Here is a 22,946-nt window from a genome sequence, read left to right on the forward strand (position 1 = left end):
CTCCACCTGTCATCCATTGAACATGAGGAAACTTGCCATGCTTGGGTTCCTTCTACGCCGTCTGGGCATCGCTTTTTGCGTCGCCATTACCGTGTCGGTGATCAGCTTCTCTCTGTTGCATCTGTCCGGCGACCTGGCCACGGCCATTGGCGGGCCGGAAGCCACCAGCGAACAGATCGAACAGATCCGTGTGCAATACGGCTTGAACAAACCGCTTCCCACCCAGTACGTCAACTGGCTGGGCGGTTTGCTGCGGCTGGACCTGGGCAACTCCTTTTTCTTTCAGGAGTCGGTCTATAACCTCGTCGCCAGCCGTTTGCCGATTACTCTCGGATTAGGTGCCATGGCGCTGGGAATCGCCTTGCTGGTGGCGATTCCCCTGGGCGTACTGGCCGCGATCAAACGCGACACCTGGGTTGATCGACTGGCCTTGAGCATCGCGGTACTGGGCCAGGCAATGCCCAGCTTCTGGTTTGCGCTGATGTTGATCGTAGTGTTTGCGGTGACGCTCAAGTGGCTGCCAGTCTCCGGCAACTCAAGCATGCTGCATTTCGTCATGCCGGCCATTGCCTTGGGGTACTACGCAACGCCGGCCATCATGCGCCTGACCCGCGCAGGCATGCTGGATGTGCTCAGTTGCGATTACATCCGCACCGCTCGCGCCAAGGGGCTGCGCCCTGCGCAGGTGTTGTTCAAGCATGCATTGCGCAATGCATTGATTCCGGTCGTCGCACTGGCAGCGGTGGAGTTCGGCTTCATGCTCGGCGGTTCGGTGGTGATCGAAACCGTGTTCTCCCTGCAAGGCATCGGACAACTCGCCTGGGACGCCATCGCCCGTGACGACTTCCCGGTAGTCCAGGCCGTGGTCCTGCTGATTGCGGTGATCTACATCATCCTCACCTTGCTGGCCGATGTGCTCAACGCACTGCTCGACCCGCGCATTCGCGTGCGCTAGGAGCCCTTCATGAGTACCCCCGTTACCCTGGCAATCAACGACTACCTGCCCCCACCAAGCAGCCTGAGCCGGGTGCTTGGCAAAAGCTTTCGCCACCGCGGCTTCGCCATCGGCAGTGCGTTGCTGCTGATCATTTTTGCTGCTGCGCTGTTCGCGCCATGGCTGGCGCCTTATGACCCTTATGCGCAAGACGTGATGTTGCGCATGAAGCCTCCGGTCTGGATGGCTAACGGCACTTGGGAATATGTCTTGGGCACCGACAAGCTGGGCCGCGATTACCTCTCACGGTTGCTCTACGGCGCCCGTATTTCACTGTTTATCGGCGTTGCGGCGGCGCTGATTTCCGGCGTCATCGGTACCGTCATGGGTCTGCTGGCCGGTTACTACGGTGGCAAGGTGGATGCGTTTATCAGCTACCTGATCACCACTCGGCTGGCGCTGCCTGTGGTCATGGTGGCCCTGGCCTCTGCCTCGTTGATGGGCGGCTCGCTGAAGGTGGTGATCATTCTGCTCGGTTGCCTGCTCTGGGACCGCTTCGCCGTGGTGGTTCGGGCCTCGGTGCAACAGATTCGCGATGCCGAATATGTTGCCTCGGCACAAGCCCTGGGCTGTTCGACCCTGCGCATTCTGGTCAGTGAAATCCTGCCCAATCTGGTTGGCGCGCTGATCGTGGTCGCGACCCTGGAAATGGCCCACGCGATCCTGCTGGAGTCAGCGCTGTCGTTCCTCGGGGTGGGTGTACAACCGCCGACGCCGTCCTGGGGACTGATGATCGCAGAGGGCAAACCCTACATGTTCTTTTCCCCGTGGGTCATCGCCATCCCAGGCATCGCCCTGATGATTCTGGTGCTGGGCATCAATCTGGTCGGCGACGGCCTGCGCGATCTGATCCTGCCCGATGGCCGCAACTGAGACTGATAGAGGAGTACCGGACATGGCACTACTCCATGTTGAAAACCTGCGGGTGGACATTCCCATGGGCCATAACCCGACAGCGGATGACATGCTGCATGCGGTGCGCGGCCTGGATTTTCAGGTCGAGCGCGGCGAGATGCTGTGCATTGTCGGAGAGTCCGGCTGCGGCAAATCCCTGACCTCGCTGGCACTCATGGACCTGCTGCCCCGCAAGGCCAAGCGCACCGCCAGCCGACTGACACTGGACGGCATCGACCTGCTCGGCCAGAGCGAGCGAAGCATGTGCGACCTGCGCGGCAACCGCCTGGCGATGATCTTCCAGGAGCCCATGACCGCGCTGAACCCGGCCTACAGCATTGGCGACCAGCTCAGTGAAGTGCTGACCCGGCACCGCAAGGTGTCGCGCAAGGATGCGCTGGCCCGCGCCGCGCAAATGCTGGAAAAGGTCGGCATCAGCAATGCCGGCGAGCGTCTGCGTCAGTACCCGCATCAACTCTCCGGGGGGTTGCGCCAGCGGGTGATTATCGCCATGGCGTTGATGTGCGAGCCCGACCTGATCATCGCTGACGAGCCGACCACCGCACTGGACGTGACCATTCAGGCGCAAATCCTGCGCCTGATCCGCGATATTCAGAAAGAACTGGGGCTGGCGGTGATCTTTATCACCCACGACCTTGGCCTGGTGGCCCGCATCGCCGACCGGGTGGCCGTGATGTATGCCGGGGAAATCGTCGAAAGCGCTCCCGCCCGACAACTCTTCGAGAACCCGCGGCATCCGTACACCCGTGGCCTGCTGGCCAGCATCCCGATTCCAGGGCGGACCAAACCGGGCGAAGCGCTGGGCTCGATTCCCGGTCTGGTGCCGAGCCTTGTGGGTGAACAACACGGGTGTGCCTTTCGCAATCGTTGCGGGCATACCGTCCAGGCGTGTGCCCGGGACGTGCCCGAAGTGCAACAGGACGGACATATGGCGCGCTGCCTGCTGGCGGCTTCTGGGCCGAAACCGATACTGATCAAAGAGAGTGCCCGGTCATGAAAAAAGACATCGCTCTGGAGCTGTGCGATATCCGTCGCGAGTTCCGTATCAGCAAAGGCTTTTTCAAACCTGCCGCCACACTGAAAGCGGTTGATGGCGTATCACTGCGCCTGATGCGCGGTGAAACCCTCGGTCTGGTGGGTGAGTCCGGTTGCGGCAAAAGCACCCTGGCCAAGATCCTGCTCGGCCTGCTACAGCCCACTCAAGGCGACGTGCTGGTCAATGGCAAACATCTGGCAGCGACAGATCGCAAGGAGATGTCCCGGCGTATCCAGCCGATCTTCCAGGATCCGTATTCATCGCTGAACCCCCGCAAGACCCTGCGCGAAATCATCACCCTGCCGTTGATCGTCCACGACATCGGCACGGCCACCGAGCGCCGCAAGAAAACCGAACAAATGCTGGATGTAGTCGGCCTTCCCAAGCGCGTGATCGATAGCTATCCAGCCCAGTTATCCGGCGGCCAGCGCCAGCGCGTGGCGATTGCCAGGGCGCTGGTCATGCGTCCTGATGTGTTGATCTGCGACGAGCCGACTTCGGCGCTGGACGTGTCAGTGCAGGCGCAGATACTCAATCTGTTGCAAGACCTCAAGCGCGAATTCGGCCTGACCTATCTGCTGATCAGCCACAACCTGGCGGTTATCGAGCACCTCGCCGACCGGGTGGCCGTGATGTATCTGGGGCGTATTGTCGAAGAACGCACCCGCCAGTCGCTGTTCGCCGAACCCGGCCATCCGTATACCCGCGCATTGCTCGATTCGGTGCTGACCCCCGATCCGCGCTTGGGCATTCCAGACATCGGCCTGCACGGCGCCTTCCCCAACCCGATGTCCCCGCCAACCGGCTGCACCTTTCACCCGCGCTGCCCGAACTGCATGGACCGTTGCAAAACGGCCTATCCGGCCAACGATCCAATTATCGGCGGCAACGTACGTTGCCACCTGCACGACAGTCCCACCCAAACACTGGAGCTTGTCCACTCATGAGTCGTTCCCAGGCCATCAGCAACACCCTCGAACAGTTCGACAACGGTGCTTTTTTCAACCTGCTCGAACGTAGTGTCGCCCTGCCCACCGAAAGCCAGGCGCAAGACAGCCAACCTGAGTTGTATCGCTACCTCAACGAGTTCATCACTCCGCATGTCGAGGCGCTGGGTTTCAGCGTAAAAATCTACGACAACCCGGTAGCGGAACGCGGACCATTCATGATCGCCACGCGCATTGAACACCCGGGGCTGCCCACCGTACTCAGCTATGGTCATGGTGATGTGGTGCGCGGCTATGCGGCGCAATGGCGTGAAGGCTTGTCACCGTGGCAAGTCACCGTCGAAGGTGATCGCTGGTACGGGCGCGGCACCGCCGACAACAAAGGCCAGCACCTGATCAACATCACCGCGCTGGAGCAGACCCTCAAGGCCCGCGAAGGCAAGCTCGGCTTCAACGTCAAACTGCTGCTGGAAATGGGCGAAGAAGAAGGTTCCCCCGGCCTCAATGCGTTCTGTGCCGCCCACCGCAAGGAGCTGGCGGCGGATATCTTCATCGCCTCGGACGGCCCGCGTCTGGCCGCAACACGGCCTACCATTTTTCTAGGCTCACGCGGGGTGTTCAACTTCGAGCTGGCGGTCAATCTGCGCGAAGGCGCACACCACTCCGGTAATTGGGGCGGGCTGCTGGCCAATCCCGGCATCATCCTGGCCAACGCCATCGCCAGCATGATCGACGAACATGGCCGGGTAAAAGTCGAGGGCTTGCAGCCCAGCGCACTGCCGGATTCGGTGCGACAGGCGCTGGCCGACATCGAAGTCGGTGGCGGGCCGGATGATCCGCAAATCGACGCCAACTGGGGCCACCCGGATCTGTCGCTGAGCGAGAAAGTCTTTGGCTGGAATACCCTCGATGTCATTGCCTTCAAGACTGGCAATCCAGACGCCCCGGTGCATGCAATCCCCGGCAAGGCCAACGCTCACTGCCATATCCGCTTTGTGGTAAACAGCGATTACACGACCTTTATCCCCGCCGTGCGCGCTCACCTGGACGCCCATGGTTTCAACAATGTCGAGGTCACGCAAAGCCGCATCGATGTCATGCACGCCACCCGGCTCGACCCGCAAAGCCCATGGGTCAACTGGGCGCTCGACTCGTTGACGCAAACCACCGGAAAGAAACCGGCGCTGCTGCCCAACCTTGGCGGCTCCTTGCCCAACGACGTGTTTGCCGACGTGCTCGGCCTGCCGACCTTGTGGGTGCCGCATTCGTACCCGGCCTGTTCACAACATGCGCCCAACGAGCACTTGCTGGCACCGGTGGTCAAAGAAAGTCTGCAGATCATGGCCGGGCTGTTCTGGGACCTGGGCAACGATGCGGCACGTCTGAGCGAGGAGCATCGGGCACGGGAGCGTGCGCAATGAGCGAGACCCACCAACAGGCGCTGGACTGGCTCGCCGGCCAGCGCCCCGCCATGGAGTCATTGTTGCAGCGTCTGGTCGATACCGATTCCAACAGCTATGACAAGGCGGGGGTCGATGCCGTGGGCGCATTGCTCGCAGCGGAGCTGGAGGCCGACGGTATCGAGCTCAAGCGTATGCCGGTCGAAGGTTTTGGCGACGTACTGCTTGCCCAAGTGCCCGGCGAGGCTGGCAAGCCGGTGCTGTTGCTGGGCCATCGCGACACGGTATTCCCCAAGGGCACGACCACCACCCGTGGCTTCAGCCGCGATGGCGACCTCGCCTACGGCCCCGGCGTAGCCGACATGAAAGGTGGGTTGGTGCTCAACTGCTTCGCCCTCAAGGCACTCAAGCGCGCCGGTCCTTTGCCCTGCCCGGTGCAGGTGCTCTATACCGGTGACGAAGAAATCGGCTCTGGCAGCGCTCGCAGCCATATCGAAAGCGCCGCCAAATCAGCCCGCGCCGTACTCAATACCGAGCCGGGACGGGCCAGCGGCAATGTGGTCAGCGCCCGTAAAGGCGGGGCCACACTGGTCATCGAAGTCAGTGGCCGCGCTGCGCACTCCGGCGTCAACCATGCCGACGGGGCCAGCGCCATCGAGGCGCTGGCCCGAAAGATCGTCAAACTGCATGCCCTGACCGATTACCCCGCAGGCATCACCACCAATATCGGGCTGATCGCCGGCGGCACCTCCAGCAACACTGTCGCGCCCAACGCCTCGGCCAAGCTGGATGTACGGTTTATCGAGTCGCAACACTGGGAGCAGATATTCGCCGCCATCCAAGGCATCGTCGCTGAAGAGGAACTGCCCGGCACGAGCGCCATCCTCAAGGAAGCGACGACCTTCCTGCCGATGGAAGCACGGCACAGCGAGCAACTGCTGCACATCTATCAACAACAAGCACTGGCGCTAGGCTTCAGTGTCGAGGGCGAATTCACCGGCGGCTGCGCCGATTCCGGGTTCACCGCCAGCTTGGGCATTCCAACCCTGTGTGGCCTCGGGCCGGTGGGTGGCAAAGTCCACACCGATCGTGAATACCTGGAACTGGACACGCTGGTTCCACGCGCCCAGGCCTTGGTGGCAACCATTCTGGCCGTCGGCGAGAACCGTTGAGGCAATTAGCCTCTACCCATCACCGGGAGTACTTTCATGCATACGATTTCGCAATCCGCAGTCTGGATAAAAGCGCCATTAACGGATGTGGGGGTCGTTATTGTCACCAGTGCCGAACTGCCCGAATACCTCATCGACACGTTGCAGGTGGCGATCAAGGACTGGGACCAGGTGGCCTATCTGGTCGTCAAGCAGTCGCATGAGTTCATGCTCGACTGGCTCAGAGCCGGGTCTGAGGCGTCGGAATCGAATCCATCCAGCCTGTGTCATGCCAGCCAGTTGCTGCGCTCAGTATCGAAAGGCTGCTACCTGCTTGATGTCGAAGTCAGCCCGCTGCCTAGCCTGACTTGGCTGGGATCTGTCTGCGGCCACACATTGCGCTTCGTTAAACTGGGTAAGGTCGAGTTAACCGATGCTGCGATGGATAAGCAGGTGGAGGAGATCTTGTCGGTGGCCAGGGACCTGGCAAAAAGTGTCTTGCAAGAGCGCTATAGCGCCTGATGGGGCCGGGTCCCGCGCTGCTCAGCAAGTGCGACATTGAACCTGTGGCAAGGGAGCTTGCTCCCCGCCACAGCTTACTCACCGCTAGCGCTAACGCTTGACGGACTTGAAGCGCAATCATCCGTTGCGGAACAGGAAGCTATAGGCGTTCAGCGCGGGAACCCCGCCCAAATGCGCATAAAGCACTTTCGAGCCTTCAGGGAACTCACCACGACGCACCATATCAATCATCCCGTGCATGGATTTACCTTCATACACCGGGTCTGTCAGTACGCCCTCAAGGCTCGCGCACAGTCGGATAGCTTCCAGCGTGCCGTCGTTGGGCAAGCCATATTCCGGGTAGGCGAAGCGCGTATCGAGGACCACGTCCTCTTCAGTGATCTCCCGACCCAGCTCCACCAGCTCAGCGGTGTGCCGGGCAATGCGCAGAATCTGTGCCTTGGTCTGCTCCGGTTTGGCCGAGGCGTCGATACCGATGACGTTCTTCGAGCGGCCGTCGGCAGCGAAACCGACCACCATGCCGGCCTGGGTACTACCGGTCACCGAGCAGACCACGATGTAGTCAAACTTGAAGCCCAGTTCTTTTTCCTGTTGCCGTACCTCTTCGGCGAAACCCACGAACCCGAGGCCGCCGTAGGGATGCTCGGAACACCCCGCTGGGATCGGGAATGGCTTGCCACCTCGCTCGACCACGTCGCTCATGGCCTTCTCCCAGCTGGGACGAATGCCGATGTCAAACCCGGCGGCGTCCAGACGTACCTCTGCGCCCATGATCCGGGACATCTCGATATTGCCTACCCGGTCATACACCGCATCGGAGTAGTTCACCCAGTTTTCCTGCACCAGTACGCACTTCATGCCCAGGTGAGCAGCGACGGCGGCTACCTGGCGGGTCTGGTTCGACTGGATTCCGCCGATGGAAACCAGGGTATCGCAGCCTTGCTCAAGCGCTTCGGGAATCAGGTATTCAAGCTTGCGGGTTTTGTTCCCGCCGAAAGCCAGGCCACTGTTGCAGTCTTCACGCTTGGCATACAACTGCACCTTGCCGCCCAAATGTTCGCTGAGACGCTTCAAGGGGGTGATGGGAGAGGGACCAAAGGTCAGCGGATAACGTTCGAAACGATTCAGGTTCATGACTCTGCTCCTTGTGTATTGAATATCCAAGCACCAGGCCGAAAGACAAAGGCTGCCTTCCAGGCTATTTCAGGGGGGCTTCGATGAGCTCAATATTAAGAAGAATATGGAAAATATGTGTTGCAAGTTTAAGGCACTTAAAGAACTATTATTTACGCAAACAATTACAGAACATACTTTAGTTGTTCGGGAAGAGAGATGAGCGCAACAAATAATCACAAGAAGCCTGAAGAAACAGCTGCGGCGCCGCAACCGCTTGATCGAACCGACCGAGCGATTCTCAAGACCCTGCAGCGCGATGCCTCCATCTCCAATGTGGCGCTTGCAGAGAAGGTGAAACTGAGCGCGCCGGCTTGCCTCAGGCGCGTCGAACGGCTCAAGCAGGCCGGCCTGATCAAGGGCATCGTCGCATTGCTGGACAGTGAGGCGCTGGACGCGGGAATGGTGGTGTTGATCGGCGTGGTACTGGACCGCTCCACACCGCAATCCTTTGCAGATTTCGAGGCGGCCGCACAAAAGGTATCCGGCTGTATGGAATGCCATGTGGTGACGGGAGAATTCGACTATTTCATGTTGCTGCGAACCAAGGACAGCCACAGCTTCAATCGACTGCATGCCGAACAGTTGCTTTACCTGCCCGGTGTTCGGCAGATCCGCTCGTTCATGGGGTTGCGCCAGGTCTTGTCGACGACCCACATACCCATTTGATGCTCATATCCGCCGAGGGGCAGCACCTGCTATATCACGGCCGTGCCGTTTGCTGGGCTGCTGATGGATTGCGATGAAACGCCATAAACGAAAAAAGCGGCCAAAGGCCGCTTATTCGGTAGCTTCCAGGCGTTCAGTGGGCCTAAGTGGAAGCGAATATGGCGCAGCGGACGGGACTCGAACCCGCGACCCCCGGCGTGACAGGCCGGTATTCTAACCGACTGAACTACCGCTGCGCGTAACATTGAAAGCTTGGTGGGTGATGACGGGATCGAACCGCCGACATTCTGCTTGTAAGGCAGACGCTCTCCCAGCTGAGCTAATCACCCTTCACTTTCGATGCGGGGCGCATTCTCTCACAAATTTTCGTAACGTGCTGATTTAATTAACTATTCAGCAAAAAATGTGATTAACGTGCACCGCAGGAACTGCAAACAGCAAAAAGCCCGCGTTAGCGGGCTTTCTGTGGTGATCTGGCGTTCAGTGTTCCAGATTACCGAATATGGCGCAGCGGACGGGACTCGAACCCGCGACCCCCGGCGTGACAGGCCGGTATTCTAACCGACTGAACTACCGCTGCGCGTAACACTTTGGAGCGAATGGTGGGTGATGACGGGATCGAACCGCCGACATTCTGCTTGTAAGGCAGACGCTCTCCCAGCTGAGCTAATCACCCTTCGCTTTCGGTGTGGCGCGCATTCTACGGAGCGTCCTCAAAGCTGGCAAGCACTTTTTAATTTAATTTTTTCAGGCCTTCCAAAGGCTTAGCGAAGGGTTGGCCTATGGCGCCGCGAAGAGAATAATGCCCCCCTTTGTATAAAGGAGAGACTCACCCCATGTGGTTCAAAAACCTGCTTATCTATCGCCTGACCCAAGATCTGCCTTTTGATGCCGAGGCGTTGGAAACTGCACTGGCCAGCAAACTGGCGCGTCCATGTGCAAGCCAGGAGTTGACCACTTACGGTTTCGTCGCGCCGTTCGGTAAAGGCGAAGACGCACCTCTGGTGCACATCAGCCAGGATTTCCTGCTGATCGCCGCGCGCAAGGAAGAACGCATCCTGCCAGGCAGCGTCGTACGCGATGCCCTGAAAGAAAAGGTCGAAGAGATCGAAGCCGAACAAATGCGCAAGGTCTATAAAAAGGAACGGGACCAGCTCAAGGATGAAATCATCCAGGCGTTTCTGCCTCGCGCGTTCATTCGTCGCTCGTCCACCTTCGCTGCCATCGCACCGAAACAGGGTCTGATCCTGGTCAACTCCGCCAGCCCGAAACGCGCCGAGGACCTGCTCTCCACTCTGCGCGAAGTCCTCGGCTCGCTGCCGGTACGCCCACTGACCGTGAAAACCGCACCCACCGCCATCATGACCGACTGGGTCAAGACCCAGAAAGCCGCCGACGATTTCTTCGTGCTGGATGAATGCGAGCTGCGCGACACTCATGAAGATGGCGGCATTGTGCGTTGCAAGCGTCAGGACCTGACCAGCGACGAAATCCAGTTGCACTTGAACACCGGCAAGGTGGTGACCCAACTGTCGCTGGCCTGGCAGGACAAGCTGTCTTTCGTGCTCGACGACAAAATGGTGGTCAAGCGCCTGAAATTCGAAGACTTGCTGCAGGATCAGGCGGAACAGGACGGCGGCGACGAGGCCCTCGGCCAACTGGACGCCAGCTTCACGCTGATGATGTTGACGTTTGGCGAGTTCCTGCCGGCGCTGGTAGAAGCGTTGGGTGGTGAAGAGATGCCTCAGGGGATCTGACAGCCCAATGATTACCCTTGTGGGAGCGAGCCTGCTCGCGATGGCAGAGTGACAGTTACCGACAGGTTGCCTGATACTCCGCCATCGCGAGCAGGCTCGCTCCCACATTGTTTTTGTGGTGCTACTTAATAATAAGGATCAGGTCATGCGCGCACTGGCTGCATTGAGTCGTTTTGTCGGCAATACCTTCGCTTACTGGGTGCTGTTTTTTGCCGTGCTGGCATTCTTGCTACCGCAATGGTTCGTCGACCTGAAAGTCGCCATCGTCCCCTTGCTGGGGCTGGTGATGTTCGGCATGGGCCTGGCGCTCAAGCTGGAGGACTTTGCCGAAGTGGGCCGTCATCCAGGGCGGGTGGTCCTGGGGGTGATTGCACAATTTGTCATCATGCCTGGCGTGGCGTGGCTGCTCTGCCAAGTATTCAGCCTGCCACCGGAGATTGCCGTCGGGGTGATTCTGGTGGGTTGCTGTCCGAGCGGCACCTCCTCCAATGTCATGACCTGGTTGGCCCGCGGCGACCTGGCTTTGGCCGTGTCGCTTTCGGCCATCACCACCCTGCTCGCGCCTTTGCTGACCCCGGCGCTGATCTGGCTGCTGGCTTCCGCCTGGTTGCCGGTGTCGTTCTCGGCGCTTTTCTGGTCGATCCTGCAGATCGTACTGCTGCCTATCGTGCTAGGCATCGTTGCTCAACGCCTGCTGGGAGAGCGGGTTCGTCACGCGGTGGAAGTGCTGCCGCTGATCTCGGTAGTGAGCATCGTGATCATTGTGGCGGCGGTAGTGGCGGCCAGTCAGGCGAAGATCGCCGAGTCCGGCCTGCTGATCATGGCGATCGTTATGCTGCATAACAGCTTCGGTTACCTGTTGGGTTACTTCACCGCTCGCCTGTTCGGGTTGCCACTGGCCCAGCGCAAGACCTTGTCGCTGGAGGTGGGCATGCAAAACTCCGGTCTGGGCGCAGCCCTGGCCAGTGCGCATTTCTCGCCGCTGGCGGCGGTGCCCAGCGCGCTGTTCAGCGTCTGGCACAATATTTCCGGGGCGCTGCTCTCGACGTATTTCCGCCGTATGAGCGAAAAGCAGGACCGTGAACTGCTCGCCCGCCAAGCGGCGGACTGAAAGACAGACTTGATCGAGTGGTCAATAATGGGCAATCTATATGCCCATCGCGGGGACGACCCCGCCACTCGATCGACCTAAATCCGGGGACGACCCCATCCATCGATGGAGGTGTGTGATGTCCTGGATCATTCTGTTTTTTGCCGGCCTGTTCGAAGTCGGTTGGGCTGTCGGCCTGAAGTACACCGACGGTTTCAGCCGCCCGCTCCCTACCGTATTGACCGTTGCGGCCATGGCTATCAGCCTTGGCCTGCTGGGCCTTGCGATGAAGGAATTGCCTCTGGGCACGGCCTATGCCATCTGGACCGGTGTCGGTGCCGTGGGCACGGTGATTGCCGGAATCATTCTGTTTGGTGAATCCATGGCGCTGGTTCGGCTGGCCAGTGTGGCGTTGATCGTTGCCGGGTTGATCGGACTTAAGGCCAGCGCCTGAGCTCACCTGCAGGAACAATCTCTGTAGACATCTAGGCTTGTAGGGCTAGACCTGTGGGAGCAAGGCTTGCCCGCGAGGCGGTCTCAACGACGCTATCGCGAGCAAGCTTTGCTCTCACATACCAACTTTCACAAGGCGTCTCTCGTTATCTGACAGCCCCGCGCAACTCCCCCACCAACGCCTGCAACTTCGCCGGTTCCGCCACCTCAACGGCGACCGCCGGCCCCGCCACCAACGTCACCCGCGACCACAACCGGCGAAACAGCCCCTTGTTCGGGTCACGACTGAAGAAACTGCCCCACAATCCCTGCAACGCCAGGGGAATCACCGGCACGGGGGTTTCCTGAAGAATGCGCGTCAGTCCGCCCTTGAACTCATTGATCTCACCATCGGCCGTCAATTTTCCTTCGGGGAAGATACACACCAACTCGCCGTTCTGCAGGTATTGAGCGATGCGCGTAAAGGCGCTTTCGTAGATATGAATGTCTTCCTGGCGCCCGGCAATCGGAATCGTCCCGGCGGTGCGAAAGATGAAATTGAGCACTGGCAGGTTGTAGATCTTGTAGTACATCACGAAGCGAATCGGCCGACGCACCGCGCCACCGATCAGCAACGCGTCGACGAAGGACACGTGATTGCAGACCAGCAGCGCGGCGCCTTCATCGGGAATCGCATCCAGGTTGCGATGTTCCACGCGGTACATGGAATGGCTCAGCAGCCAGATCATGAAACGCATGCTGAACTCAGGGACGATTTTGAAGATGTAGGTGTTCACGCCAATGTTCAGCAGTGACACCACCAGGAACAGCTGGGGAATCGACAGTTCCAGCAGGCCCAGCAGGACAATGGAGACAATCGCCGAGACCACCATGAACAGCGCGTTGAGAATGTTGTTGGCGGCGATGACCCGCGCCCGCTCATTCTCGGCGGTGCGCGACTGGATCAGTGCGTACAGCGGCACGATGTAGAAACCACCAAAGACACCGAGCCCGAGGATGTCGATCAGCACCAGCCAGGCGTGGCCGAAACCGAGCACTTCGAGCCAGCCGTAGCCCTCGGCAATGCCAGGAATTCCGCCGGAATGCCACCACAACAGCAGCCCGAATACGGTCAGGCCGAACGAGCCGAAGGGAACCAGGCCGATCTCGACTTTACGCCCGGACAGCTTCTCGCACAGCATCGAACCCACGGCGATCCCCACCGAGAACACCGTCAGGATCAAGGTCACCACGGTTTCATCACCGTGCATCCAGTCCTTGGCGTAGGCCGGGATCTGGGTCAGATAAATCGCCCCGACAAACCAGAACCACGAGTTGCCGACAATGGAGCGGGACACCGCAGGGGTTTGTCCCAGGCCCAGTTTAAGCGTGGCCCAGGACTGGCTGAAAATGTTCCAGTTCAGGCGCATCTGCGGTGAAGCTGCCGCCGCCCGCGGAATGCCGCGACTCGCCAGGTAACCGGCTACGGCGATAACGATAATCGACGTTGCCACGACCGGCGCGTAATGCGCCGAGGACATCATGATCCCAGCGCCGATAGTGCCCAAGAGGATCGCCAGGAATGTGCCCATCTCCACCAGGCCATTGCCGCCGACCAGTTCGTCCTCGCGCAGCGCTTGCGGCAGGATCGAATATTTCACCGGCCCGAACAGCGCCGACTGGGTACCCATGGCGAACAGCGCCGCCAGCATCAACCACAAGTGATCGAACAGGAAACCCACCGCGCCGATCGCCATGATGGCGATTTCGCCGAATTTGATCAGACGAATCAACGCATCCTTGGCGAATTTTTCCCCGAACTGCCCTGCCAGTGCCGAGAACAAGAAGAACGGCAAGATAAACAGCAGCGCACACAGATTGACCCAGATCGAGCGGTCGCCCTCGATGGTCAGCCGATAGAGAATCGCCAGGATCAACGACTGCTTGAACACGTTGTCGTTGAACGCGCCAAGGGACTGTGTGATGAAAAACGGCAGGAAACGCCGCGTGCGGAGCAAGGTGAACTGCGAGGGGTGACTCATCTTCCATGTTCCTGAGTGGCGTGGTCGCTTATTGGAATGAGGTTTTTCGATCCAGGCCACACATTACCTGTCTTTAACGATTATTTCGCCAGCCCCGCAATGCATGGCGACACGAACAGCTCACCGTGCCAGGCGCCGAGCACCGTGCGGCGGCCGACGATCAGCCACATCACCGCCAGCATCGCCACCAGTACACAACCGAACACAGTAAAAAAACCCAGGCTCAGCAAGCTCGCCAGCTTCAGCGTTGCCAGCGCATACACGCCCAAGGGGAAGGTAAAGCCCCACCACCCGAGGTTGAACGGGATGCCAGTGCGCAAATAGCGTGCGGTGATCAGCAGCGCCATCAGCATCCACCAGAACCCGAAGCCCCACAGGGTGATACCGGCCACCACGCCCACGCCGGCGGCGACTTCACCTAAGCCCGGCAAGCCATTGGCGGCAAAAATCAGCGGCGCATCGCCTCCCAGCAACAACATGCCCAGAGCACCGGTCCCGATCGGGCCGAGGGCCAGCCAGCTCGAGGCGGCCATGTTTTCGTGGGGTAGTTTGTGCAGGGCCATGCGCAGCAGCAGAATCGTCAGGATGCTGAACGCTACGGGTAGGGAAAATGCCCAGAGGATGTAGCTGGTGACCAGCATCACCAGTTGCGAATGAGCGTCTGCCAAGTGCGGTGCCAACAACCCGCCACTGGCGGCGGCGACTTCAGCGGCCACCACGGGCAATAGCCACACGGCGGTCATCTGATCGATCCGGTGTTCCTGGCGGGTGAACATCAAAAACGGAATCAGCACGCCGCAGGCCAAGGACATCGCCACGTCGATCCACCACAACGTTTCCGCCAGCGGCACCACGCCCTCGCCCCACCGTGGCAAACCGAATACCAACAAGCCATTGATGAGGGTCGCCAGCCCCATGGGGATGGTGCCGAAGAACATCGAAACCGTTGAATGACCGAAAATCCGCCGGGCCTCGTCGAAGAACAGCACCCAACGGGCGGTGTACAGCCCCGTGAACAACATGAACAACAGGACATTGAACAACCATAACCCTTCGGCCAGGAGGTGCAGGCCTGGGACATCCCCCGGCCATTGCGCCAGGGCCAGGGCCAATACGCCGGTGCCCATGACGACAGCAAACCAGTTAGGCGTGAACTGGCGAATGGCTTCCAATGGCCTGGGCAAATGACTGAGTGGGCGCAAACGGTTGGTTGCAGCACAGCATGGCATGGCGAACTCCTGCTCTGGGACGAGATAGAGCCATGCTAGATTCAAATCGAATATCTATATAACGGGTAATTTCTCTATATATTATCGATTATGCAAATATCGATCAGACGCTGCCCTCGGTCTCGATCACCAGAATTCGCGCTTCTCCCAATGGCTTGGCCAGATGTTCGGTGCCCACCGATGCATAGAAAATATCCCCCGCGCTCAGCAAGGTATCCTTTTCGATACCGTCTTCCCGATAGCACATCTGCACTTGCCCATCGAGCACCACGAAGACTTCCTGACCTTCATTGATGTGCCATTTGTAGGGCTGATCGGTCCAGTGCAGGCGCGTGGTAATGCCGTTCATGTTGGCGATATCCAACGCCGCCCAGGCGCGATCGCCAGTGAAGGATTTACTGCGGATGATGTTCAACTCAGATCGCCCCAAAGAAAACACATAGGCGCCAATGTTAACCCAAACCAGGCGCTGTTCGCGCCTGACGCGACAGCCCCAGCAAGGCAACGATCAACAGCACAATCAACACCGCCCCATAGCCATCGGTGGTCGGGATCAGCCCGTACACACGGGTCAGGCTCCCCGCCAACAGTGACGGCAGGCTGAACGCCAGGTAACTGAGGACATAAAACGCCGACATCAACCCGGCCCGCTCATGGGGCAAGGCCAACGGCATGATGCTGCGCAATGCTCCCAGAAAGCCCGCGCCGAAACCGCTGCCAGTGACCAGCGTGCCGACGAAGAACAATGGCAAGCTAGCAGCGTGCACTGCGAGCAATACCAGCGCCAGACCGACCATCAACAGGCTGGCGGCCAGGCGCAGCATTTTGTCGGCCACCTGGTTGCGCAGCGTGTAGATACTCAACGCTCCGGTGAGCGTCAGCACCGCCACCAGCGCGCCGCCAATCAAATTGGAGGTGGTTCCGGTTGCGACCCGCACCAATGACGGCGCCAGTGACAAGTAGAAGCCGCCCACCGCCCAGGCCACCAGGTTCAAGGGCAGTATCAGCCACAAGGCGCGCCGTGCCTGGATCGGCACATGCAAGGTGGGGCGCAAAGATCGCCAGGCACCCGGTTGCGGGCTGACGCTCTCGGCCAGAAACCAGAGGTAAATGGCCTGGATCAGGAACAATCCCAGCAGAATCCAGTACGTCAGTTGCAGGGGCAACGGCGCGAACTCGGCCAACATGCCACAGCCAAATGCTCCGCAAGCCATGCCCAGCAAGGGCGCGACGCTGGTGATCAGCGGACCTTGCCGACGATCGAAGTCCAGCAAGGCAGCGCCAAGCACACTGGTGGCCATGCCCGTAGCGAAGCCCTGAATCAACCGTGCACCGATCAACCAGGCGATACTGTCGGCGTTGATAAACAGCAGCATTGCCAGCATGTTGAGCAACAGCGCTACGAAAATCACCGGTTTGCGTCCCAGATAATCCGACAACGAACCTACGGTCAGCAAAGCCGCTAACAGACTGAACGCGTACACACCGAAAATCAGCGTCAGGACCCCAGGGGAAAATTGCATCTGTTCCTGGTAGAGGTGATACAGCGGGGTTGGCGCACTGGACGCTGCGAGGAAACCGAGCAGGGTGATCGCCAGGAATATCAAACTGGCACGAGTCGAAGCTGGACGGGACATGGGCACACTCCACAAGGCAATCCACAAAAGCTAATTTTTTGCTTTTGCGGAGTGTGCTATCGACGCGCGCTTAAAGCAAATTCTTTGTGTTAAGGTCCGATCCATGGCTATTAAAGAAGGTTTACGTCCCGGCGGCAGAAGCGCCCGGGTACAAGAGTCGATTCATTCGGCGGTTCGCAGCCTGCTCCAGGAGCAGGACCGCGCCACCCTGACCGTGCCGCAAATCGCGGCCCGCGCAGGCGTAACCCCGTCCACCATTTACCGGCGCTGGGGCGACCTGCCGGCATTGCTGGGCGACGTCGCGATTGCCCGCATGCGCCCGGACTGCGCACCGCTGGACACCGGCAGCCTGCGCGGGGATCTTCGCGCCTGGGCCGAACAGTACCTGGACGAAATGAGCTCCGAGCCCGGTCGCAACATGATGCGCGACATCCAGGCCTGCGCCACGCCGGGCTATTGCGTGGGAATCATCAGCGGCCAGTTGCAGACCATCCTGGATCGCTATCCTGACGAGCCAAACCCCGGGGTCGAGCGACTGATCAATGTGGTGGTCGCGCCGACGGTGTTTCGCATCCTCTTTGCCACCGCGCCGTTGGCGGTTGAGGAGTTGTATCGGTTGGTGGATATCGCGTTGGCCCAGTAATACCGCCATCGCGAGCAGGCTCGCTCCCACATTTGAGCAGTTGTGAATACAAAATCCATATTCGCCGAAGATCCAGTGTGGGAGCGAGCCTGCTCGCGATGAGGCCGACCAGCACACCCCATGCCCCATTGCTGAGCGCAACCGGCGATACCTCGACACGCCTCGACCTTGGTCGACACTGACGAACCCGAGCGGGCATGCGAGACTGTTCTGCCGGGCACTGCCCCCGGGGTCTTTCGTTCAGGAGCTTCCATGTCGTTGTCCAGCGGGCTGATTGCCGTTGTTGCCCTGGCCTATATGGCCATCCTGTTCGCCATCGCCTTCTACGGCGACCGGCGCAGCACACCGTTGCCCCCTCGGGTGCGGGCGTGGGTCTACAGCCTGTCGCTGGCGGTCTATTGCACCAGCTGGACATTTTTTGGCGCGGTGGGCCAGGCTGCCGAACAACTCTGGTCATTCCTGCCGATTTACCTCGGGCCGATCCTGTTGCTGGTGCTGGCCCCGTGGGTCTTGCAGAAAATGGTGATGATCAGCAAGCAGGAAAACATCACCTCCATCGCTGACTTCATCGCCGCCCGCTATGGCAAATCCCAGTCCCTGGCGATTGTGATTGCCCTGATTTGCCTGGTGGGTGTGTTGCCGTACATTGCCTTGCAGCTCAAGGGCATCGTGCTCGGGGTGAACCTGCTCATCGGCGCCGGGGCCGACACCACGGGCACCCGCGCCCAGGACACGGCGCTGATCGTTTCACTGATCCTCGCGCTGTTCACCATCGTGTTCGGCACCCGCAACCTGGACGCCACCGAGCACCACCGAGGCATGGTATTGGCCATTGCCTTTGAATCGCTGGTCAAGCTGTTCGCCTTCCTTGCCGTTGGCGCCTTTGTCACGTACGGGCTCTACGACGGATTCGACGATCTGTTCAACCAGGCGATGCTCGCGCCGCGGCTGGAGCAATACTGGAAAGAAACCATCAACTGGCCGTCCATGGTGGTGCAGACCGGGGTGGCGATGATGGCGATCATCTGCTTGCCGCGGCAGTTTCACGTGACCGTGGTCGAGAACATCGAGCCCCAGGACCTGCGCCTGGCCAAGTGGGTGTTCCCCGCCTACCTGGCCCTGGCGGCGTTGTTCGTGGTGCCCATCGCCCTCGCCGGGCAAATGATGCTGCCCGACTCGGTGCTGCCGGATTCATTCGTCATCAGCCTGCCGTTGGCCCAGGCCCACCCGGCGCTGGCGGTGCTTGCGTTCATTGGCGGCGCCTCGGCGGCCACCGGCATGGTCATCGTGGCGAGTGTCGCGCTCTCCACCATGGTGTCCAACGACATGCTGCTGCCTTGGCTGTTGCGCCGCAACAACGCCGAGCGGCCCTTTGAAGTGTTTCGCCAGTGGATGCTGTCGGTTCGCCGGGTGAGCATTGTGGTGATCCTGCTGCTGGCCTATGTCAGCTACCGCCTGCTGGGGTCGACGGCGAGCCTGGCGACCATCGGCCAGATCGCCTTCGCCGCCGTGACCCAACTGGCGCCTGCCATGCTCGGCGCGCTGTACTGGAAACAGGCCAACCGTCGCGGGGTGTTCGCCGGCCTCGCCATGGGGATTTTCCTGTGGTTCTACACCTTGGTGTTGCCGATCGCGGCCCACAGCCTGGGCTGGTCGCTGAACAGTTTCCCGGGGCTTGCGTGGCTGCATGGCAACCCCTTGAACCTGCCGATTTCACCGCTGACCCAAGGGGTCGTGTTATCCCTGGCCGGTAACTTCACCCTGTTTGCCTGGATCTCCGTGCTGTCGCGCACCCGCGTGTCGGAACACTGGCAGGCCGGACGCTTCATCGGCCAGGAAATCAGCGCCCGCCCCAACCCCCGCTCGATGCTGGCGGTGCACATAGATGACCTGTTGCAACTGGCCGCGCGCTTCGTTGGCGAAGAACGGGCGCGCCAGAGTTTCATTCGCTTTGCCTACCGCCAGGGCAAAGGCTTCAACCCGAACCAGAATGCCGACAGCGAATGGATCGCCCACACCGAACGGCTCCTGGCGGGCGTGCTGGGGGCTTCGTCGACGCGCGCAGTAGTAAAAGCCGCGATTGAAGGTCGGGAGATGCAGTTGGAGGATGTGGTCCGAATCGCGGATGAAGCCTCGGAAGTGCTGCAATTCAACCGTGCACTGCTGCAAGGTGCCATCGAAAACATCACCCAAGGCATCAGCGTGGTCGATCAGTCCCTCAGGCTGGTGGCCTGGAACCGCCGATACCTGGAGCTGTTCAACTATCCGGACGGTTTGATCAGTGTGGGTCGGCCCATCGCCGACATCATCCGCTACAACGCCGAGCGCGGCCTTTGTGGCCCGGGCGAAGCAGAGGTCCATGTCGCTCGACGCCTGCACTGGATGCGCCAGGGCCGTGCACACACCTCTGAACGGCTGTTTCCCAATGGTCGGGTGATCGAGCTGATCGGCAACCCCATGCCCGGCGGCGGTTTTGTCATGAGTTTTACCGACATCACCGCTTTCCGCGAAGCCGAACAGGCCCTGACGGAAGCCAATGAAGGATTGGAGCAACGGGTGGCGGAACGCACCCGGGAACTGTCGCAACTGAACATGGCCCTGACCGAAGCCAAAGGCACCGCCGAGTCGGCCTACCAATCCAAGACACGGTTCCTGGCAGCAGTCAGTCATGACCTGATGCAGCCGCTCAACGCCGCACGCCTGTTCTCCGCAGCGCTGTCCCATCAGCACGACGCCTTGCCGAGCGAGGCACGGCAACTGGTGCACCACCTGGACAGTTCGCTGCGCTCGGCCGAAGACCTGATCACCGACCTGCTGGACATTTCCCGCCTGGAAAACGGCAAGATCAACCCTGACCGCAATCCATTTGCCCTCAACGAACTGTTCGATACCCTGGGCGCCGAGTTCAAGGTACTGGCCCAGGAACAAGGCCTCAAATTCCGGGTGCGGGGCTCACGACTACGGGTCGACAGCGACATCAAGTTGCTACGTCGTGTGTTGCAGAACTTCCTCACCAATGCCTTCCGCTATGCCAAAGGCCCGGTACTGCTGGGCGTTCGCCGTCGCAATGGCGAATTGTGCCTGGAGGTGTGGGATCGCGGCCCGGGCATCGCCGAAGACAAACTGCAGGTCATTTTCGAAGAGTTCAAACGTCTCGACAGCCATCAGACCCGTGCGGAAAAAGGCCTGGGCCTGGGCCTGGCGATCGCCGACGGGCTGTGCCGCGTGCTGGGTCACACCTTGCGGGTGCGTTCCTGGCCGGGGCGCGGCAGTGTCTTCAGCGTCAGCGTACCGCTGGCCCAGGCGCAGACTGCCTTGCCCAAGCCCGCAGCCGAACTCAACGGTCATTTACCAAAAGGCGCCCAGGTGCTGTGTGTCGATAACGAAGACAGCATTCTGATCGGCATGAACAGCCTGCTCACTCGCTGGGGCTGCCAGGTGTGGACGGCGCGCAACCGCCAGGAGTGCGAGCGTTTGCTCAGCGAGGGAGGCCGACCGCAACTGGCCCTGGTGGATTTTCACCTGGACAATGGAGAAACCGGAACCGAGCTGATGGCCTGGTTACGCAGCCGTATGGGTGAACCGATACCAGGCGTGGTGATCAGCGCCGATGGCCGCCCCGAGACGGTGGCGCAGGTGCATGCGGCGGGTCTGGACTACTTGGCCAAACCGGTGAAACCGGCCGCATTGAGGGCGTTGTTGAGTCGGCATTTGCCGTTGTAGAGAATCGATTTCCCACTGTCAGGCACACACTGCCTGGCATCAAGCCCAGGTTTTTACATCAAGCCTGAGGCTTTTCGGTCTCTTCAGGCAGTTCGGGCAGCCCATCGACATCGGTCATTGCCCGTTCGAGCAGTTCGGCTGGCAGGCTTTTGCTGGCCCGGGCGCCGAGCAATTTGAGTTGTTCGCTGCGGCTGATCAGATTGCCACGCCCTTCTGTGAGTTTGTTGCGCGCCGCACTGTAGGCTTTGTCCAGTTGCTGCAAACGGCTGCCTATTTCGTCCAGGTCCTGAATGAACAGTACGAACTTGTCGTACAGCCACCCTGCCCGCTCGGCGATTTCCCGGGCGTTCTGACTCTGGCGCTCCTGTTTCCACAAGCTGTCGATCACCCGCAACGTCGCCAATAGCGTCGTCGGGCTGACGATCACGATGTTGCGGTCGAAGGCTTCCTGGAACAGGTTCGGTTCGGCTTGCAGCGCGGCAGAAAACGCGGCCTCGATCGGTACGAACAACAACACGAAATCCAGGCTGTGCAAACCATCCAGGCGCTTGTAATCCTTGCCGGCCAGACCTTTGACGTGGGCCCGCAAAGAGACCACGTGCTGCTTGAGAGCGAGGTGGCCGATGCTGTCGTCCTCGGCGGCCACATATTGTTGATAGGCCGTAAGACTGACCTTGGAATCCACCACCACCTGCTTGTCGCCGGGCAGGTAAATCAGCACGTCCGGCTGGAACCGTTCGCCGTCCGGGCCCTTGAGGCTGACCTGGGTCTGATACTCGCGGCCCTTCTCCAGGCCGGCGTGTTCAAGCACCCGCTCCAGAATCAGCTCACCCCAGTTACCCTGGGTCTTCTGGCCTTTGAGGGCACGGGTCAGATTGGTCGCTTCATCGCTCAGGCGCAGGTTCAGCTGTTGCAGCCGTTCCAACTCCTTGCCCAGGGAGAAGCGTTCCCGCGCCTCGGCTTGATAGCTTTCCTCGACACGTTTTTCAAAGGATTGGATGCGCTCCTTCAGCGGGTCGAGCAACTGCCCCAACCGCTGCTGACTGGTTTCCGCGAAGCGTTGCTCACGCTCATCGAAGATTTTTCCTGCCAGCTCGGCGAACTGTGCCCGCAACTCGTCTCGCGAACCTTGCAGGTCGTCCAGACGTTGCTGATGACTTTCCTGTTGCTCACGCAGTTCGGCATGCAACGAAGCCGCCTGGGCATCGAGACGCCGCAGTTCCGCTTCTTTTCCGGCACGCTCCAAGTTCCAGGCGTGGGCTGCGTCTCGGGCATTGTCGCGTTCGATCTGCAACAACTCGACTTCGCGACAAGCGGCGGCAAGCTCGGCTTGCCGGGCGGCGTTGGCCTGGCCCAGGTCGCTGATTTCATCGCGGCACGCATCGAGCTGGGCGTTCAAGCCGTCGTGGGCCATGTGGGCGGTGGCCAGACGCTCCTCCATTAACGCGAGTTCGGTTTGCGCGGCGCTGGCCTGGCGTTGCAGGTGCCAGGCCAGGGCGAGCAACGGCACCGCAGCACCCGCCAGGCCAAACAACAGGCTGGTCAAATCCATAGCCATGACAATTCCCGCCGATGAAATAAAGCCC

General features: G+C 60.2%; 19 protein-coding genes and 4 tRNA genes. 13 read left to right on the plus strand and 10 right to left on the minus strand.

Features of this window, described 5'->3' with window-relative positions:
* Positions 1 to 37: 37 nt before the first annotated feature.
* Genes QOM08_RS21005 through QOM08_RS21035 form a run of 7 tightly spaced genes read left to right on the plus strand, consistent with a single transcriptional unit; the run spans position 38 to position 6,965 of the window.
* Positions 38 to 955: an ABC transporter permease gene (locus QOM08_RS21005; RefSeq protein WP_047230470.1), complete on the plus strand. Its 918-nt coding sequence runs from the start codon at positions 38 to 40 to the stop codon at positions 953 to 955.
* Positions 956 to 964: 9 nt separating this feature from the next.
* Positions 965 to 1,867: an ABC transporter permease gene (locus QOM08_RS21010; RefSeq protein ID WP_316912084.1), complete on the plus strand. Its 903-nt coding sequence runs from the start codon at positions 965 to 967 to the stop codon at positions 1,865 to 1,867.
* Positions 1,868 to 1,889: 22 nt separating this feature from the next.
* Positions 1,890 to 2,906: an ABC transporter ATP-binding protein gene (locus tag QOM08_RS21015; protein WP_316912085.1), complete on the plus strand. Its 1,017-nt coding sequence runs from the start codon at positions 1,890 to 1,892 to the stop codon at positions 2,904 to 2,906.
* Positions 2,903 to 3,892 (plus strand): ABC transporter ATP-binding protein, encoded by a 990-nt coding sequence (locus QOM08_RS21020; RefSeq protein WP_076383777.1) that lies wholly within the window; start codon positions 2,903 to 2,905, stop codon positions 3,890 to 3,892. Before QOM08_RS21015 ends, QOM08_RS21020 begins: the two co-directional genes overlap by 4 nt.
* The gene (locus tag QOM08_RS21025) at positions 3,889 to 5,313 is read left to right on the plus strand and encodes a M20 family metallopeptidase (protein ID WP_139049384.1); all 1,425 of its coding nucleotides are present in this window, start codon (positions 3,889 to 3,891) and stop codon (positions 5,311 to 5,313) included. Before QOM08_RS21020 ends, QOM08_RS21025 begins: the two co-directional genes overlap by 4 nt.
* Positions 5,310 to 6,464 carry a M20 family metallopeptidase gene (locus QOM08_RS21030; protein ID WP_274091110.1) on the plus strand — a complete coding sequence of 385 codons (1,155 nt, stop codon included), beginning with the start codon at positions 5,310 to 5,312 and terminating at the stop codon, positions 6,462 to 6,464. The genes QOM08_RS21025 and QOM08_RS21030 overlap by 4 nt, the downstream gene beginning before the upstream one ends.
* 36 nt (positions 6,465 to 6,500) lie before the next feature.
* A complete protein-coding gene (locus tag QOM08_RS21035) occupies positions 6,501 to 6,965 on the plus strand; it encodes a transketolase (protein ID WP_316912086.1) in 465 nt (154 codons plus the stop codon).
* A 117-nt stretch (positions 6,966 to 7,082) separates the two neighbouring features.
* Here the strand turns inward: QOM08_RS21035 and QOM08_RS21040 are convergent, their stop codons facing one another.
* A complete protein-coding gene (locus tag QOM08_RS21040; RefSeq protein ID WP_047230463.1) occupies positions 7,083 to 8,099 on the minus strand; it encodes a 1-aminocyclopropane-1-carboxylate deaminase in 1,017 nt (338 codons plus the stop codon).
* A gap of 198 nt (positions 8,100 to 8,297) precedes the next feature.
* On the opposite strand from QOM08_RS21040, the gene QOM08_RS21045 reads away from it, so the two are divergent.
* Positions 8,298 to 8,807 (plus strand): Lrp/AsnC family transcriptional regulator, encoded by a 510-nt coding sequence (locus QOM08_RS21045; protein ID WP_047230462.1) that lies wholly within the window; start codon positions 8,298 to 8,300, stop codon positions 8,805 to 8,807.
* Positions 8,808 to 8,966: 159 nt separating this feature from the next.
* Here QOM08_RS21045 and QOM08_RS21050 read toward each other — a convergent pair.
* From QOM08_RS21050 to QOM08_RS21065, 4 genes are all read right to left on the minus strand, one after another.
* Positions 8,967 to 9,043 (minus strand) — tRNA-Asp (locus tag QOM08_RS21050).
* 17 nt (positions 9,044 to 9,060) lie between these two features.
* Positions 9,061 to 9,136 (minus strand) — tRNA-Val (locus QOM08_RS21055).
* 174 nt (positions 9,137 to 9,310) lie between these two features.
* Positions 9,311 to 9,387 (minus strand) — tRNA-Asp (locus QOM08_RS21060).
* A 20-nt stretch (positions 9,388 to 9,407) separates the two neighbouring features.
* Positions 9,408 to 9,483: transfer RNA gene (locus QOM08_RS21065), tRNA-Val, on the minus strand.
* Positions 9,484 to 9,643: 160 nt separating this feature from the next.
* On the opposite strand from QOM08_RS21065, the gene rdgC reads away from it, so the two are divergent.
* From rdgC to sugE, 3 genes are all read left to right on the plus strand, one after another.
* Positions 9,644 to 10,564 carry a recombination-associated protein RdgC gene (gene rdgC, locus QOM08_RS21070; protein ID WP_047228694.1) on the plus strand — a complete coding sequence of 307 codons (921 nt, stop codon included), beginning with the start codon at positions 9,644 to 9,646 and terminating at the stop codon, positions 10,562 to 10,564.
* Positions 10,565 to 10,709: 145 nt separating this feature from the next.
* Positions 10,710 to 11,675 (plus strand): bile acid:sodium symporter family protein, encoded by a 966-nt coding sequence (locus QOM08_RS21075; protein WP_107321747.1) that lies wholly within the window; start codon positions 10,710 to 10,712, stop codon positions 11,673 to 11,675.
* 118 nt (positions 11,676 to 11,793) lie between these two features.
* The gene (gene sugE / locus QOM08_RS21080) at positions 11,794 to 12,108 is read left to right on the plus strand and encodes a quaternary ammonium compound efflux SMR transporter SugE (protein WP_047228696.1); all 315 of its coding nucleotides are present in this window, start codon (positions 11,794 to 11,796) and stop codon (positions 12,106 to 12,108) included.
* Between the two features lie 145 nt (positions 12,109 to 12,253).
* Here sugE and QOM08_RS21085 read toward each other — a convergent pair whose 3' ends face one another.
* The 4 genes from QOM08_RS21085 to QOM08_RS21100 all read right to left on the minus strand — a co-directional run bounded on the left by QOM08_RS21085 (position 12,254) and on the right by QOM08_RS21100 (position 16,994).
* On the minus strand, positions 12,254 to 14,128 hold the full coding sequence (locus tag QOM08_RS21085) for an MFS transporter (protein ID WP_139049381.1): 1,875 nt from the start codon (positions 14,126 to 14,128) through the stop codon (positions 12,254 to 12,256).
* 80 nt (positions 14,129 to 14,208) lie between these two features.
* Complete coding sequence (locus tag QOM08_RS21090; protein WP_139049380.1) at positions 14,209 to 15,357, minus strand: TDT family transporter; 1,149 nt, start codon at positions 15,355 to 15,357, stop codon at positions 14,209 to 14,211.
* 103 nt (positions 15,358 to 15,460) lie between these two features.
* Entirely contained in the window at positions 15,461 to 15,772 is a 312-nt protein-coding gene (locus tag QOM08_RS21095) for a cupin domain-containing protein (RefSeq protein WP_171061328.1), read from the minus strand.
* Between the two features lie 37 nt (positions 15,773 to 15,809).
* Positions 15,810 to 16,994 (minus strand): MFS transporter, encoded by a 1,185-nt coding sequence (locus tag QOM08_RS21100; protein ID WP_139049379.1) that lies wholly within the window; start codon positions 16,992 to 16,994, stop codon positions 15,810 to 15,812.
* Between the two features lie 103 nt (positions 16,995 to 17,097).
* Between QOM08_RS21100 and QOM08_RS21105 the strand changes: the two genes are divergently transcribed.
* Entirely contained in the window at positions 17,098 to 17,637 is a 540-nt protein-coding gene (locus QOM08_RS21105) for a TetR/AcrR family transcriptional regulator (protein WP_076383769.1), read from the plus strand.
* Positions 17,638 to 17,889: 252 nt separating this feature from the next.
* On the plus strand, positions 17,890 to 21,360 hold the full coding sequence (locus QOM08_RS21110) for a PAS domain-containing hybrid sensor histidine kinase/response regulator (protein WP_047228702.1): 3,471 nt from the start codon (positions 17,890 to 17,892) through the stop codon (positions 21,358 to 21,360).
* A 58-nt stretch (positions 21,361 to 21,418) separates the two neighbouring features.
* On the opposite strand, the gene rmuC is transcribed toward QOM08_RS21110, so the two are convergent.
* Complete coding sequence (gene rmuC, locus QOM08_RS21115) at positions 21,419 to 22,801, minus strand: DNA recombination protein RmuC (RefSeq protein WP_171061333.1); 1,383 nt, start codon at positions 22,799 to 22,801, stop codon at positions 21,419 to 21,421.
* Between the last annotated feature and the right edge of the window lie 145 nt (positions 22,802 to 22,946).

Origin of the sequence: Pseudomonas sp. P105 (assembly GCF_032614175.1) — a bacterium.
Taxonomy (GTDB): domain Bacteria; phylum Pseudomonadota; class Gammaproteobacteria; order Pseudomonadales; family Pseudomonadaceae; genus Aquipseudomonas; species Aquipseudomonas rhizophila.

Excerpts from the sequence above, each read along its gene's own strand:
- sugE (WP_047228696.1), top strand. The coding sequence starts at position 11,794 with ATGTCCTGGATCATTCTGTTTTTTGCCGGCCTGTTCGAAGTCGGTTGG.
- QOM08_RS21035 (WP_316912086.1), top strand. The coding sequence starts at position 6,501 with ATGCATACGATTTCGCAATCCGCAGTCTGGATAAAAGCGCCATTAACG.
- QOM08_RS21010 (WP_316912084.1), top strand. The coding sequence starts at position 965 with ATGAGTACCCCCGTTACCCTGGCAATCAACGACTACCTGCCCCCACCA.
- QOM08_RS21045 (WP_047230462.1), top strand. The coding sequence starts at position 8,298 with ATGAGCGCAACAAATAATCACAAGAAGCCTGAAGAAACAGCTGCGGCG.
- QOM08_RS21110 (WP_047228702.1), top strand. The coding sequence starts at position 17,890 with ATGTCGTTGTCCAGCGGGCTGATTGCCGTTGTTGCCCTGGCCTATATG.
- QOM08_RS21040 (WP_047230463.1), bottom strand. The coding sequence starts at position 8,099 with ATGAACCTGAATCGTTTCGAACGTTATCCGCTGACCTTTGGTCCCTCT.
- QOM08_RS21005 (WP_047230470.1), top strand. The coding sequence starts at position 38 with ATGCTTGGGTTCCTTCTACGCCGTCTGGGCATCGCTTTTTGCGTCGCC.
- QOM08_RS21100 (WP_139049379.1), bottom strand. The coding sequence starts at position 16,994 with ATGTCCCGTCCAGCTTCGACTCGTGCCAGTTTGATATTCCTGGCGATC.
- QOM08_RS21020 (WP_076383777.1), top strand. The coding sequence starts at position 2,903 with ATGAAAAAAGACATCGCTCTGGAGCTGTGCGATATCCGTCGCGAGTTC.
- QOM08_RS21025 (WP_139049384.1), top strand. The coding sequence starts at position 3,889 with ATGAGTCGTTCCCAGGCCATCAGCAACACCCTCGAACAGTTCGACAAC.
- QOM08_RS21085 (WP_139049381.1), bottom strand. The coding sequence starts at position 14,128 with ATGAGTCACCCCTCGCAGTTCACCTTGCTCCGCACGCGGCGTTTCCTG.
- QOM08_RS21015 (WP_316912085.1), top strand. The coding sequence starts at position 1,890 with ATGGCACTACTCCATGTTGAAAACCTGCGGGTGGACATTCCCATGGGC.
- QOM08_RS21075 (WP_107321747.1), top strand. The coding sequence starts at position 10,710 with ATGCGCGCACTGGCTGCATTGAGTCGTTTTGTCGGCAATACCTTCGCT.
- QOM08_RS21030 (WP_274091110.1), top strand. The coding sequence starts at position 5,310 with ATGAGCGAGACCCACCAACAGGCGCTGGACTGGCTCGCCGGCCAGCGC.
- QOM08_RS21105 (WP_076383769.1), top strand. The coding sequence starts at position 17,098 with ATGGCTATTAAAGAAGGTTTACGTCCCGGCGGCAGAAGCGCCCGGGTA.
- QOM08_RS21090 (WP_139049380.1), bottom strand. The coding sequence starts at position 15,357 with ATGCCATGCTGTGCTGCAACCAACCGTTTGCGCCCACTCAGTCATTTG.
- rdgC (WP_047228694.1), top strand. The coding sequence starts at position 9,644 with ATGTGGTTCAAAAACCTGCTTATCTATCGCCTGACCCAAGATCTGCCT.
- rmuC (WP_171061333.1), bottom strand. The coding sequence starts at position 22,801 with ATGGAGGAGCGTCTGGCCACCGCCCACATGGCCCACGACGGCTTGAAC.